This window comes from Burkholderia sp. FW306-1C-G01B (genome assembly GCF_058781685.1).
Map to the genome: position 1 here is coordinate 541,648 of NZ_JBYSWZ010000002.1, position 13,830 is coordinate 555,477.

A 13,830-nucleotide genomic window follows, 5' to 3' on the forward strand; every position below is an offset into this window, starting at 1 on the left:
CAATGGTGGGTTTAGTGCGCAACGGCTGCAGCGCCGTGCTCGTCGATCAGGTGGCCCGTGTAGAAGCGGTCGAGCGCGAATGGCGCGTTCAGCGGATGCGGTTCGTCGCGCGCGATCGTGTGCGCGAACACCCAGCCCGAGCCGGGCGTCGCCTTGAAGCCGCCGGTGCCCCAGCCGCAGTTGAAATAAAGGCCCTTGACGTCGGTCTTGGTGATGATCGGGCACGCGTCCGGCGACACGTCGACGATGCCGCCCCACTGGCGGTTCATCCGCACGCGCGAGAACACCGGGAACATCTCGACGATCGCCTGCAGCGTGCTTTCGATGATGTGGAAGCTGCCGCGCTGGCCGAAGCCCGTGTACTGGTCGATGCCCGCGCCGATCACGAGGTCGCCCTTGTCGGACTGGCTGATATACGCGTGCACCGCGTTCGACATGATCACCGAGTTGACGACCGGCTTGATCGGCTCGGACACCAGCGCCTGCAGCGGGTGGCTTTCGATCGGCAGACGCACGCCGGCCATGTCGGCGAGCGTCGTCGTGTTGCCGGCCGCGACCACCGCGACCTTCTTCGCCTTGATGAAGCCCTTCACCGTATCGACGCCGACCACCGCGCCGCCTTCGCGGCGAATGCCCGTCACCTGGCAGTTCTGGATGATGTCGACACCGGCGCGGTCCGCGCCGCGCGCGAAGCCCCAGGCCACCGCGTCGTGGCGTGCAACGCCCGCACGGCGCTGGATCGATGCGCCGAGCACCGGGTAACGGCTGTTCAGGTTGATCGTCGGCTCGATTTCCTTGATCTGCGCGGGCGTCAGGAACTCGGCATCGACGCCGTTCAGCCGGTTCGCATTGACGCGGCGCTCGGTGTCGCGCACGTCCTGCAGCGTATGCGCGAGGTTCATCACGCCGCGCTGGCTGAACATCACGTTGTAGTTCAGGTCCTGCGACAGCCCTTCCCACAGCTTCATCGCCTTCTCGTACAGCGCGGCCGATTCGTCCCACAGATAGTTCGAGCGCACGATCGTCGTGTTGCGCGCGGTGTTGCCGCCGCCGATCCAGCCTTTCTCGAGGATCGCGACGTTCGTGATCCCGTGTTCCTTCGCGAGGTAGTATGCGGTCGCGAGGCCGTGGCCGCCGCCGCCGACGATCACGACGTCGTATTCCTTCTTCGGTTCCGGGCTCTTCCACTGCTTTTCCCAGTTCTCGTGATACGAGAGGCCGTTGCGGAACAGGCTGAATATCGAGTAGCGGCTCATGATGATTGACCCTTCGTTAGCATTCGATGACGTTCACGGCGAGACCGCCGCGCGACGTTTCCTTGTATTTCGTCTTCATGTCGGCGCCGGTCTCGCGCATCGTCTTGATCACGGAATCGAGCGACACGTAGTGCTGGCCGTTGCCCTTGAGCGCCATGCGCGACGCGTTCAGCGCCTTGATCGCGCCCATCGCGTTGCGCTCGATGCACGGGATCTGCACGAGCCCGCCGACCGGATCGCACGTCATTCCGAGGTTGTGCTCCATGCCGATCTCGGCGGCGTTCTCGACCTGGTCGGGCGTGCCGCCCATCACGGCGGCGAGCGCGGCTGCGGCCATCGAGCACGCGACGCCCACTTCGCCCTGGCAACCGACTTCCGCGCCGGAGATCGACGCGGTTTCCTTGTAGATGATCCCGATCGCCGCGGCCGTCAGCAGGAATTCGACGATGCCGGCTTCGTTCGAGCCCGGCACGAACTTCACGTAGTAGTGCAGCACCGCGGGAATCACGCCGGCCGCACCGTTGGTCGGCGCGGTGACGACGCGCCCGCCCGCCGCGTTTTCCTCGTTGACGGCCATCGCGTACAGGTTGACCCAGTCGAGCATCGACAGCGGGTCGCGCAGCGACTCTTCCGAACGCGCGCGCAGGTTGCCGTTCATCTCGGCCGCGCGGCGCTTCACGCGCATCGGGCCCGGCAGCTCGCCTTCGACCTTGCAGCCGCGCTCGACGCATGCGGCCATCGTGCGCCAGATCGCGAGCAGCCCGGCGCGCACTTCGTCGGCGGGGCGCAGCGCGCTTTCGTTGCGCAGCATCAGCTCGGCGATCGACAGCCCGTGTTCGCGGCACTGGCGCATCAGGTCGTCGCCGGTGCGGAACGGATAGGGCACCTCGACCGCCGCGCGCACGCCGTTCACGCGATCGCCGTCGCGGTTCACGACGAAACCGCCGCCGACCGAGTAATACTCTTTCTCGACCAGCAACTGGCCGTGTTCGTCGAATGCCTGGAAGCGCATCCCGTTCGGGTGCACGATGCTCGTGCCGCTCATCAGCTTGCGAAAGAAGCCGATGTGCTCCTTTTCCTCGAAGCGGACCGTCTGCTTGCCGAGCAGCGACAGCGACTTCTCCGCGCGGATCGCGGCGAGCCGCGGCTCGATCAGGTCGGGATCGATCGTGTCGGGCAGGTGGCCCTCGAGGCCGAGCAGCACGGCCTTGTCGGTGCCGTGGCCCTTGCCGGTCGCGCCCAGCGAGCCGTACAGCTCGACCCGCACGCGGCGCACGAAGCCGAGCAGGTTCGCGTCCTCGACGTGCGACGCGAAGCGGCACGCGGCGATCATCGGGCCGACCGTATGCGAACTGGACGGGCCGATGCCGATCTTGAACAGGTCGAACGCGCTGACGTTCATCTGGCTTCCTCTGGATGACATGCGTGGAATGACGTTGGGCACCAGTACATCAAAGCGTAAAATTGGCCGATAGAACAAAAACGGCATCGGCGTGGGATAGCGCCGCCAAGCGCCGCGCCAGCCGGTGCAAAAGTACGGTTTGGCGATGGTTCGCGACGGAAAACCACAAGTCCGGCCGAAGCCGATCGGCGACGCTGGCTACATCCGCGCCGCCCCGGCAGCCGTACCCGCAACCAGAGTGATATGAGTGAGACCGCCTGCCCGGCGTGACGAGATTGGCCGCGATGACACCCGACGTACCCGCTTCCCCCCTTGCAGAACCCGCACCGCGGCGCATCCGCTTCGGCATCGTGCTGCTGCCGAACTTCACGCTGACGGCCTTCTCGGGTTTCGTCGACATGCTGCGGCTGTCGGCCGACGACGGCGACTACAGCAAGCCCGTGCGCTGCGCGTGGAGCGTGATCGGCGAGACCCTCGCGCCGGTGCGCGCGAGCTGCGGGATCCAGATCACGCCGTGGGAGACGTTCGACGCGTCCGAACCGTTCGACTATGTGGTCGTGGTCGGCGGGCTGCTGCATTCGGGGCCGCAGGCGGGCCCCGAAACGCTCGACTTCGTCCGCCGCGCGGCGGCCGGCGGCGCGACGGTCGTCGGGATCTGCACCGGCGTGTTCACGCTGATGCGCGCCGGCGTGCTCGACGGCTACCGCACCTGCGTGAGCTGGTTCCACTACTGGGATTTCATCGAACGCTTCCCGTCCGCCGATCCCGACCTGCTGATCGCCGACCGGCTGTTCGTGATCGACCGGCGCCGGATCACCTGTTCGGGCGGCCGCGCGTCGATCGACGTCGCCGCCGCGATCCTGCTGCGCCATTTCGACCACGCGACCGTGCAGAAGGCGCTGCGCATCCTGCTCGTCGGCGAGATGCAGAAGGGCAACGCGCCGCAGCCGCACCCGCCGGGGCTCGAACCCGCGACGCACCCGAAGGTCAAGCGCGCGATTCTCCTGATGGAACAGCATGTCGGGCGCACGCTGCCGCTCGATGAACTGGCGTGCAAGCTCGACCTGTCGACACGGCAGCTCGAACGGCTGTTCAAGGCCGAGACGGGCAAGAGCCCGCAGGTGTTCGCGAAGCAGGTGCGGCTGCGCACCGCCGCGTGGCTGCTGACGAGTTCGGACCGGACGGTCGCCGATATCGCGTCGAGCTGCGGGTTCGCCGATGCGTCGCACCTCGGGCGCGAATTCCGCAAGCAGTTCGGCGTGCCGCCGGCCACCTATCGCGAGCGCGGCGGCGAAGCGGCGGAAGCCGGCGCGGCAATGGCGGCCGACCCCGTCGAGGACATCGCCGACTGACGGCCACGGGCATCCGCCCCTCCCCGACCGACCGTAGAAAACGGCACGCAATCGCGCCGGTTTCGACTCTTTTGGAACCGGTTTCAGTCGATTTGACCGACGTTGTATGCCGTAGATCGAGGGTTATTCCGGATGCTTCATTTCGCTCAAATTTGTATGATGACCACATCACCTTACAAACCAGAGCGCCATGTTCGAGAAAATTCCCGCCCGCGCGATGAGCGATCACGTCGCGCAGCAACTGCTCAAGCAGATCGAAGTCGGCAGTTTCTCGGCCACCGGCAAGCTGCCGACCGAAGCCGTGCTCGCGCAGGAATTCGGCGTGAGCCGCACCGTGATCCGCGAGGCGATCTCGCGGCTGAAGAACGAGGGCGTGGTCGAGCCGCGCCAGGGCAGCGGCGTGTACGTGAACCAGCACGGCGCGATCCGGCCGCTGCGAATCGACTACGCGGAAGCGGTCGAAGCGAGCTCGCTGCCGCACCTGCTCGCGGTGCGCCGCGCGATCGAGGCTGAAGTCGCGGCCGAAGCCGCGCTGCACCACTCCGCCGACGACATGGCCGACATCGACGATGCGCTGCGCAAGATCGACGCCGCAGTCTCAGAAGGGCGCGACGGCGTCGCGGAAGACGTCGCGTTCCACCGCACGATCGCCGCTGTCACCGGCAACCCGTATTTCCTGAAGACGCTGCAGTTCCTGAACCAGTACCTCGAAGCCGGCGTGAAGGTCACGCGGGGCAACGAAGCGACGCGCGACGATTTCTCGCGCCAGGTGCGCGACGAACACGCGGCGATCGCCGACGCGATCCGCGCGCGCGACCCGATGGCGGCGCGCAACGCGGCGCGCACGCACATGTACAACGCCGCCCGCCGTCTCGCGGAAGCCGGCATCTGCTGAAGCCGGCGGCGCCTGCCGAGCCAGGCGCCGCCGTTGTCCCGAACCTCTTCCGAATCGATCAAGGTTGACCATGTCACGAAATATTGGAGTCATCGGCCTCGGCGCGATGGGCCTCGGCGTCGCCCGCTCGCTGCTGCGCGCAGGCTTGCGCGTGCACGCGTGCGACGTGCGCGACACCGTGCTGCAGGCATTCGCCGCCGAAGGCGGCATTGCCTGCGCGACGCCGGCCGAACTCGGCGCACAGTGCGACGTCGTCGTCACGCTCGTCGTCAATGCCGCACAAACGGAAACGGTGCTGTTCGGCGAACACGGCGCGGTCGCGGCGATGAAGCCGGGCGGCGTCGTGATCGCGAGCGCGACCGTTGCGCCCGAATTCGCGGTCGCGCTCGGCGCGCGCATCGAGGCCGCCGGCCTGCAGATGCTCGATGCGCCCGTGTCGGGCGGCGCCGCGCGCGCGGCATCGGGCGAGATGACGATGATGACGTCGGGCCCGGCCGCCGCGTACGCGGGCTGTGAGGACGTGCTCGCCGCGATCGCCGGCAAGGTCTATCGCCTGGGCGACGCGCACGGCATCGGCTCGAAGGTGAAGATCATCAACCAGTTGCTGGCCGGCGTGCACATCGCGGCAGCGGCCGAGGCGATGGCGCTGGGCCTGCGCGAAGGCGTCGATGCCGACGCGCTGTACGACGTGATCACGCACAGCGCCGGCAATTCGTGGATGTTCGAGAACCGCGTGCCGCACATCCTGAACGGCGACTACACGCCGCTGTCGGCCGTCGACATCTTCGTGAAGGATCTCGGCCTCGTGCTCGATACCGCGCGCCGCAGCAAGTTCCCGCTGCCGCTGTCGGCCACCGCGCACCAGATGTTCATGAGCGCGTCGAGCGCCGGCCACGGCGGCGAAGACGATTCCGCCGTGATCAAGACTTTCCCCGGCATCACGCTGCCGCCCGCCCGCTGATTCGAACGACGTTCCCGCCATGACCGCTTCCGCTTCCCGTCCCCTGCTCGGCTGCATCGCCGACGACTTCACCGGCGCGACCGATCTCGCGAACATGCTCGTCAAGAGCGGCATGCGCACGGTGCAGACGATCGGCGTGCCCGCCGGCGACGCCGCAGTCGACATAGCAGTCGACGCCGACGCGATCGTCGTCGCGCTGAAGTCGCGCACGATCCCCGCGGCCGATGCCGTCGCGCAATCGCTCGCCGCATACGAATGGCTGCGCGCGCAAGGCTGCCGGCAGTTTTTCTTCAAGTACTGCTCGACCTTCGACTCGACCGACGCGGGCAACATCGGGCCCGTCGCCGACGCGCTGCTCGATGCGGCCGGCGGCGGCTTCACGATCGCGTGCCCGGCGTTCCCGGAGAACGGCCGCACGATCTATCGCGGCCACCTGTTCGTCGGCGACGTGCTGCTGAACGAATCGGGCATGGAAAACCATCCGCTCACGCCGATGAAGGACGCGAACCTCGTGCGCGTGCTGCAGCGGCAGACGAAGTCGCCGGTCGGCCTGATCCGCTACGACACGATCGCGCTGGGCGCGGCCGCGGTGCGCGCGCGGATCGACCAGCTGCGCGCGGAAGGCGCACGCTTCGCGATCGCCGACGCGCTGTCCGACCGCGACCTCTACGTGCTCGGCGAAGCCTGCGCGGGCCTGCCGCTCGTCACCGGCGGCTCGGGCGTCGCGCTCGGCCTGCCCGCGAATTTCCGCCGCGCGGAATTGCTGCCCGAGCGCGACAACGCGGCATCGTTGCCGCGCATCGACGGGCTGTCGGCCGTGCTCGCCGGCAGCGCGTCGAAAGCGACCAATGCGCAGGTCGCCGCATGGCGCGCGACGCGGCCGAGCTTCCGCATCGATCCGCTCGCGGCGTCGCGCGGCGAGCCCGTCGTCGACGAAGCGCTCGCCTTCGCGCGCGCGCACCTGCCGCAGCCGGTGCTGATCTACGCGACCGCGACGCCCGACGAAGTGAAGGCCGTGCAGCAGGCGCTCGGCGTCGAGGCGGCCGGCCATCTCGTCGAAAGCACGCTCGCGGCGATCGCGAAGGGCCTGCGCGGACTCGGCGTGCGCAAGTTCGTCGTCGCCGGCGGCGAGACGTCCGGCGCGGTCGTGCAGGCGCTCGACGTGAAGTCGCTGCAGATCGGCGCGCAGATCGATCCGGGCGTGCCGGCCACGGCCACCATCGATGCGCAGCCGCTCGGCCTCGCGCTGAAATCCGGCAACTTCGGCGCGACGGACTTTTTCGACAAGGCGCTGCGCGCGCTGGACGGAGCCGCATGATGAGCGACGAAGCGAAACTGCGCGAAGAGATCTGCGTCGTCGGCGCGAGCCTGTACGCACGCGGCCACGCGGTCGGCAGCGCCGGCAACATCAGCGCACGCCTGCCCGACGGCTGGCTGATCACGCCGACCGACGCGTGCCTCGGCCGGCTCGACCCGAACGACATCGCGAAAGTCGGCGCCGACGGCCAGCCCGTATCGGGCGGCAAGCCGTCGAAAACGCTCGCGCTGCATCGCGGCATCTACGCGCGCAACGCCGAAGCAAACGGCGTCGTCCACACGCATTCGACGCACCTCGTCGCGTTGACGCTCGCGGGCGTGTGGCGCGATACCGACGTGCTGCCGCCGATCACGCCGTACTACGTGATGAAGGTCGGCCACATTCCGCTGATTCGTTACCGCCGCCCGGGCGACCCGGCCGTCGCGGCCGAAGTCGCGGCGCTCGCCGACCAGGTGCGCGGCGTGCTGCTCGACCGTCTCGGCCCCGTGATGTGGGGGCCGTCGGTGTCGCACGCGTCGTATGCGCTCGAGGAGCTCGAGGAAACCGCACGGCTGTGGCTGATGACGAACCCGAAGCCCAAGCCGCTTTCCGATGCGGCGCTCGACGAACTGCGCGAAACCTTCGGCGCGCGCTGGTAACGCGGCGCGCACCCCGTACCGATTCCCATGCCCGCCGTGTGCGCGGGCCCTTCCGTCAGCACACACAAACGATCCGGCAGCCTACGCGCCGCCGGCACACGACATCCCTGGAGACACGACGATGACTGCTCTTGACGCGGCCGCAGGCCGCTCGCCCGCCGCGCCCGCCCATGCGGCCGAACTCGACCGCACCTACAAGAAAGTGTTCTGGCGCATCGTGCCGTTCCTGATGCTCTGCTACGTGGTCGCGTATCTCGACCGCGTGAACGTCGGCTTCGCGAAGCTGCAGATGTCGCAGGATCTCGCGTTCAGCGAAACCGTGTTCGGCCTCGGCGCGGGCATCTTCTTCCTCGGCTACTTTCTGTTCGAACTGCCAAGCAACTTGCTGATGCACCGCCTCGGCGCGCGCATCTGGATCGCGCGGATCATGATCACGTGGGGCCTGCTGTCCGCGCTGTTCGCGTTCGTGAAGACGCCGACGCAGTTCTACGTGCTGCGCTTCCTGCTCGGCCTCGCGGAAGCCGGCTTCTACCCCGGCGTGATCCTGTACCTCACGTACTGGTTCCCGTCGCACCGTCGCGCGAAGATCATCGCGGTGTTCATGTCCGCGATTCCCGTGTCGGGCATCTTCGGCAACCCGCTGTCGGGCTGGATCATGGAGCGCTTTCACGGCGGCTCGGGCTTCCACGGCTGGCAATGGATGTTCATGATCGAAGCCGTGCCGGCCGTGCTGGTCGGCATCGCGACGATCCTGTATCTCGACAACAGCATCCGCGGCGCGAAGTGGCTCGACGAGCGCGAGAAGCAGCTCCTCGAAGACGAAATCGCCGCGCAGCCGCAGGAACAGCAGAAGCACGGCCATTCGCTGAAGGCCGTGTTCTCGGACCCGCGCATGTGGTGGATGTCGCTGATCTACTTCGCGTTCGTCACGGGCCAGTACGGCCTCACGTTCTGGATGCCGACGCTCGTGAAATCGACCGGCATCACCGATACGCTCCAGATCGGCCTGCTGTCCGCGATCCCGTTCGTCGTTGCGATCGTCGTGATGAACCTGTTCGGCCACAGCGCGGACAAGCGCCGCGAACGCCGCTGGCACCTGATCGTGCCGGCGCTGATGGGCGCGGCCGGGTTTGCGGTCGCCGCGTCGTACTCGCACAATACGACGGTGTCGATCGTGTTCCTGTCGCTCGCGGCAGGCGGCGTGCTGACCTGCGCACCGCTGTTCTGGTCGCTGCCGACCGCGTTCCTCGCGGGCTCCGCGGCCGCTGCCGGGATCGCGATCATCAACTCGGTCGGCAACCTCGCCGGTTTCGCGAGCCCCTACGTGATCGGCTACCTGAAGGACGTCACGCACAGCACGTCGTCCGGCATGTACGTGCTGGCCGCCATGCTCGTGATCGGCGCGATCGCCGTGTGGCTCACGCCCGCGAAACTCGTGAACCGCTGAGTCGGCCACCATTCGACGCGGGGCGCGGTATGCCCCGCCCCATTCATTCACAGGATCCGCTGCCATGCCACGCTTCGCCGCCAACCTCTCGATGATGTACAACGAGCACGCGTTCCTCGAACGCTTCGCCGCTGCCGCCTACGACGGCTTCAAGGCCGTCGAGTACCTGTTCCCGTACGACTTCGCCGCCGAGGACATCCGCGCGCGCCTCGACTCGCACAACCTCGAACAGGCGCTGTTCAACGCGCCGCCGGGCGACTGGGCCGCGGGCGAACGCGGCATCGCGTCGCTGCCGGGCCGCGAGGACGAATTCCGGCGCGGCATCGACCAGGCGCTCGACTATGCGCGCGTGCTCGGCAACAAGAAGCTGCACGTGATGGCCGGCATGGTCGCGCCCGGCGCCGACCGCGCGCGCCATCGCGACACCTACCTGTCGAACCTGCGGCATGCGGCGCAGGCCGCCAACGCACGCGGCGTCACGATCCTGATCGAGCCGATCAACCAGCGCGACATGCCCGGCTATTTCCTGAGCCGCCAGGACGACGCGCAGGCGATCTGCGCGGAAGTCGGCGCGCCGAACCTGAAGGTGCAGTTCGACTGCTACCACTGCCAGATCGTCGAAGGCGATCTCGCGATGAAGCTCAAGCGCGATTTCGCGGGCATCGGCCACATCCAGATCGCGGGCGTGCCCGAGCGCCACGAGCCGGATCTCGGCGAACTCAACTACCCGTATCTGTTCGAGCTGATCGACGCGCTCGGCTACGACGGCTGGATCGGCTGCGAATACCGCCCGAAGGCCGGCACGTCGGCCGGCCTCGGCTGGATCAAGCCGTACCTGTGATTCAAGCATTCCAAAGAGGGCAACGAACATGAAAGTACTGATCACCGGCGGCGCCGGCTTTCTCGGCCAGCGCCTCGCGCGCAAGCTGCTCGAGCGCGGCGAACTGACCGGCCCCGACGGGCGGATCGGCAAGATCGACGAGCTGGTGCTGCTCGACGTCGTCAAGGGCAGCGATTTCGGCGACGCGCGCGTGACGTCGATCGTCGGCGACATCGCCGATCGTGCGGTGCTCGAAAGCGCGATCGACACGCAGACGGGCGCGATCTTCCACCTCGCGGCGATCGTCAGCGGGCAGGCCGAAGCCGATTTCGATCTCGGCATGCGGATCAACCTCGACGCATCGCGCACGCTGCTCGACGTGTGCCGCGCACGCGGCCACCAGCCGCGCGTCGTGTTCACGAGCTCCGTCGCGGTTTACGGCGGCGCACTGCCCGACGTCGTGCAGGACGATACCGCGCTGAATCCGCAATCGTCGTACGGCGCCGAGAAGGCAATCGCCGAACTGCTGCTGTGCGACTACGCGCGGCGCGGCTTCGTCGACGGCCGCGTGCTGCGGCTGCCGACGATCAGCGTGCGGCCCGGCCGCCCGAACGCGGCCGCGTCGTCGTTCGCGAGCGGCATCATCCGCGAGCCGCTGAACGGCGAGGAAAGCGTGTGCCCGGTGCCGGGTTCGACGCGGCTGTGGCTGCTGTCGCCGCGCGGCGCGATCGACGCGCTCGTCGCGGGCTGCGAGATCGACAGCGCGAAGCTCGGCAACAAGCGCGTGATCAACCTGCCCGGCCTGTCGGTGTCGGTCGACGAGATGATCGAAGCGCTGCGCGAAGTCGCGGGCGACGACGTCGTGAAGCTGATCCGCCATGCGCCCGACGAGCGCGTCGAGAAGATCGTCGGCAGCTGGCCGGGCCGCTGGGACACGACGCGTGCGGAAGCGCTCGGGCTGAAGGGCGACACGTCGTTCGCGGACGTGATCCGCAGCTATATCGCCGACGAACGGCGCTGATTCACGCGCCGCGGCGCGTCGGCGGATGCGTGCTCGCCCGGGGCACGCACACATCGTCGTCGGGCCGCGTCAGCGCGGCCTGGCGGATTCCTCGATGCCCGGCGACACGCGCTTCGCGCCGCCCGGCCGGTTCGCCGAACCGGCCGCCCACTGCCACGCCAGCAAGCCCGGCAGATAGAACAGCAGATCGCGCACGCGGCGGGCGCCGGCCAGCGCAAGACAGGTCGGCGCGTCGAACCCGAGCAGCCCGCCGATCAGCACGAACCCGCCCTCCTGCACGCCCAACCCACCCGGCATCACGAACGCGATGCTGCTCACGAGCTGGATCAGTGCCTCGATCGCGAGCGCCTGCGCAAAGGTCGGATCGGCGCCGAGGAAGTAAAGCGCGAGCCAGATCTCCAGCGCATAACCCGCAAACTGCAGCGTCTGCCAGATCCCCAGATAGCGCACGACGATGCCGGTCTTTCTCCAGATCATCCGGATCGACTGATCGGTGCGTGCCGATTCGCCGACCAGCGCGACCACCTTGCCGCTCGTGATCCGGTTGACCGCGCGCATCGCGCGCTCGAACGGCCGCGCATGCTGCACCAGCGCGAACAGCAGCAGCACCGGCACCAGCGCGGCCATGCCGATGGCGAGGTGCGCGGCCACCTGCGCAGCGTCGGACGACACGTGTTCGAGCACATAGCCGATCGCGATCAGCGCGAACACCAGCTGGCTGATCAGCGTGAGCTGCATGTCGGCGACGAGGCTGGCCACGATGGTCGCCGGCCGCACGCCCACCTGCCGCAGCAGCCCGAACGACACGATCTCGCCACCGATCCGCGCGACCGGCAACAGCCCGTTGATCGATTCGCGGATCCACACGAGCTTCAGCATCGTCGCGAACGACGGGCGGCGCGGGCCGCGGATCAGCATCCGCCAGTCCCACGCATTCGCGAGCATCGGCAGGATGTGGGCCAGCGCGGCGACGAGCAGCCCCGCGCCGGCGATCCGCAGCCGGTGCAGGATTTCCAGCGGATGCTCGCGCCAGATCAGCCACACCGCGAGCGCCAGCCCGGCCAGCGCCGCCGCGCGTCCCGCATGTCGCAGCCGTGCGTCGTGACGCGCGGACACGCGTTGCGCGTCGGCTTTGGCGGTGTTCGTCTCCGTCATCATGACTCACCCGCCGGCGACAGCAAGCCTTCCCGGTCGACGCGAAAGCGCGTGCCACGCCAGACGACGTGCGACGAGAAGAAGCTCGCCACGAAGACCATGAACTGCAGCAGATCGACGAACGGCAGCCAGAGGGCGCCGCGCAGGCCGGCGCCGGTCGCACGGCTCGTTTTCAGCATCAGCAGCGCCCGCGCGGCGAGTGCTGCGACCGTCAGCCAGCAGGCGGCCGGCGTACCGCCGGAGAACAGCACGGCCAGCAGCGCGAGCGGCACCGGGTGCATCAGCACCGACCCGGCATGACCGAGCCGGTCCGCCGCGCGAATCGTGCAACTCCAGCGCAATTCGTGCGCATACAACTTGGCGAACGTCTCTTCGACACAGGCATGCCCGACGACGAACGGCGGGACGACGACCTGCGCGCCTACCTGCCGCACCGCTTCGCCGAGCGCGTGATCCTCGGCCAGGTGATGCGCGAAACGCGCAAGCCCGCCGATGCGTTCGAGCGTCGCGCGCGTGATCGCAATCGTCTGTCCAAAGCATGGCCGTGCACGCCCGATGAAGAGCCCGGTAATCACGCCGGGCAGGAAATGGTAATTCGTCATCGCGACGGCAACGCCAGGCCAGAAGCCCGGCGACGCGACACCGCGATACACGCTCGTCACGATACCGACTTCCGGCTGCTGTAGCGCGTCGACGACCGCACGCAGATAATCGCGCCCGACCAGCACGTCGCTGTCGGCAAGACAGAGCACCGAATGCTCGGCGTGTTCGAGCATGTTGACGAGATTCGCGACCTTGCGGTTCGGCCCGTACAGCCGCGCATCGGCGACGACCTTGATGTTCGCGTCCGGATAGCGCGCACGCAGCGTCTCGACGGCCGCGAGCGCCGCGTCGCCCGCATCGTGCACGCCGAACAGGTGCTGGACCGGCCCCGGATAATCCTGCACGAAGTAGCTTTCGAGATGCTGTACGAGATCCCATTCGTCGCCGTGCAGCGGCTTCGCGACGGTGACGCCCGGATAATCGCGCGGCACCGCCGCCGCCCGGGAAAAGAACCTGCCGACCAGCACGCTGGCCGTGACCGTGTAGGCAATGCCCAGCAACACGCCCAGCCCGCAGACGATCGACATTGCCCCGGCCAGCGCGTGCAGCACATGCAGCAAAACCATGCTTCTCCCCAGTGGTGACCCGTACGACCGCAACCGGCCGCGCACGCGGGATCACCCGTGCACGCTGCCGTATCGATTCCCGTTGAGCCGGATATGAAGGACGACCAAGCGACGGTACGCGCAATCAGATGACACAACTATCGTGCGGCGATCGATTCCGGTCACGCGCACGTATCCGCACGCGACTGCGGCCCTGAACGCCGCATCGGCAAGCTTGCGGGCCGAAAGGATCGCGGTCGCAACCGCGACGACGATCCACACGCGAAATGTCATCGTCGTGAAAAGCGCTTCGGGTACGCGCAATGCAAGCAGCGAAACCGGCACGAAACACTGAACGAACATGCCGGTCAGCGCGGCGATCAGCAAGTGGGCGCGCCATCGCTCGATCGTCGAGGG

The 13,830-nt window shown here is 67.9% G+C and carries 13 protein-coding genes; 8 read left to right on the top strand and 5 right to left on the bottom strand.

The features are described 5' to 3' along the window. Nucleotides 1-11 precede the first annotated feature (11 nt). Nucleotides 12-1,256: a sarcosine oxidase subunit beta family protein gene (locus AC3WLY_RS06785; RefSeq protein WP_006480591.1), complete on the bottom strand. Its 1,245-nt coding sequence runs from the start codon at nucleotides 1,254-1,256 to the stop codon at nucleotides 12-14. Nucleotides 1,257-1,272: 16 nt separating this feature from the next. Next, nucleotides 1,273-2,658, bottom strand: coding sequence for an L-serine ammonia-lyase (locus AC3WLY_RS06790; protein WP_034180814.1), 1,386 nt, complete (start codon nucleotides 2,656-2,658; stop codon nucleotides 1,273-1,275). A gap of 284 nt (nucleotides 2,659-2,942) precedes the next feature. Between AC3WLY_RS06790 and AC3WLY_RS06795 the strand changes: the two genes are divergently transcribed. The 8 genes from AC3WLY_RS06795 (at nucleotide 2,943) to denD (ending at nucleotide 11,110) form a co-directional block, all read left to right on the top strand. Next, complete coding sequence (locus AC3WLY_RS06795) at nucleotides 2,943-4,010, top strand: GlxA family transcriptional regulator (protein WP_072444463.1); 1,068 nt, start codon at nucleotides 2,943-2,945, stop codon at nucleotides 4,008-4,010. A gap of 190 nt (nucleotides 4,011-4,200) precedes the next feature. Then, nucleotides 4,201-4,905 (top strand): FadR/GntR family transcriptional regulator, encoded by a 705-nt coding sequence (locus AC3WLY_RS06800; RefSeq protein WP_425130109.1) that lies wholly within the window; start codon nucleotides 4,201-4,203, stop codon nucleotides 4,903-4,905. Nucleotides 4,906-4,975: 70 nt separating this feature from the next. Next, entirely contained in the window at nucleotides 4,976-5,866 is an 891-nt protein-coding gene (ltnD, locus tag AC3WLY_RS06805) for an L-threonate dehydrogenase (protein WP_096473522.1), read from the top strand. A 19-nt stretch (nucleotides 5,867-5,885) separates the two neighbouring features. Next, nucleotides 5,886-7,184 (top strand): 3-oxo-tetronate kinase, encoded by a 1,299-nt coding sequence (gene otnK / locus AC3WLY_RS06810; RefSeq protein WP_492309879.1) that lies wholly within the window; start codon nucleotides 5,886-5,888, stop codon nucleotides 7,182-7,184. Next, nucleotides 7,181-7,822 (top strand): 3-oxo-tetronate 4-phosphate decarboxylase, encoded by a 642-nt coding sequence (gene otnC, locus AC3WLY_RS06815; RefSeq protein WP_425130112.1) that lies wholly within the window; start codon nucleotides 7,181-7,183, stop codon nucleotides 7,820-7,822. Before otnK ends, otnC begins: the two co-directional genes overlap by 4 nt. A 121-nt stretch (nucleotides 7,823-7,943) precedes the next feature. Next, a complete protein-coding gene (locus tag AC3WLY_RS06820) occupies nucleotides 7,944-9,269 on the top strand; it encodes an MFS transporter (protein ID WP_492309878.1) in 1,326 nt (441 codons plus the stop codon). Nucleotides 9,270-9,333: 64 nt separating this feature from the next. Beyond that, entirely contained in the window at nucleotides 9,334-10,110 is a 777-nt protein-coding gene (gene otnI, locus AC3WLY_RS06825) for a 2-oxo-tetronate isomerase (protein ID WP_072444475.1), read from the top strand. A gap of 28 nt (nucleotides 10,111-10,138) precedes the next feature. Next, nucleotides 10,139-11,110 carry a D-erythronate dehydrogenase gene (denD, locus tag AC3WLY_RS06830; protein WP_425130113.1) on the top strand — a complete coding sequence of 324 codons (972 nt, stop codon included), beginning with the start codon at nucleotides 10,139-10,141 and terminating at the stop codon, nucleotides 11,108-11,110. A 69-nt stretch (nucleotides 11,111-11,179) separates the two neighbouring features. On the opposite strand, the gene AC3WLY_RS06835 is transcribed toward denD, so the two are convergent. From AC3WLY_RS06835 to AC3WLY_RS06845, 3 genes are read right to left on the bottom strand one after another with little or no spacing between them, the layout of a single operon-like run. Beyond that, nucleotides 11,180-12,268 carry a lysylphosphatidylglycerol synthase domain-containing protein gene (locus AC3WLY_RS06835; protein WP_492309877.1) on the bottom strand — a complete coding sequence of 363 codons (1,089 nt, stop codon included), beginning with the start codon at nucleotides 12,266-12,268 and terminating at the stop codon, nucleotides 11,180-11,182. Continuing rightward, a complete protein-coding gene (hpnI, locus tag AC3WLY_RS06840) occupies nucleotides 12,265-13,434 on the bottom strand; it encodes a bacteriohopanetetrol glucosamine biosynthesis glycosyltransferase HpnI (RefSeq protein ID WP_492309876.1) in 1,170 nt (389 codons plus the stop codon). The genes AC3WLY_RS06835 and hpnI overlap by 4 nt, the downstream gene beginning before the upstream one ends. Nucleotides 13,435-13,485: 51 nt before the next feature. Then, complete coding sequence (locus tag AC3WLY_RS06845; protein ID WP_492309875.1) at nucleotides 13,486-13,800, bottom strand: hypothetical protein; 315 nt, start codon at nucleotides 13,798-13,800, stop codon at nucleotides 13,486-13,488. Nucleotides 13,801-13,830: the final 30 nt, after the last annotated feature.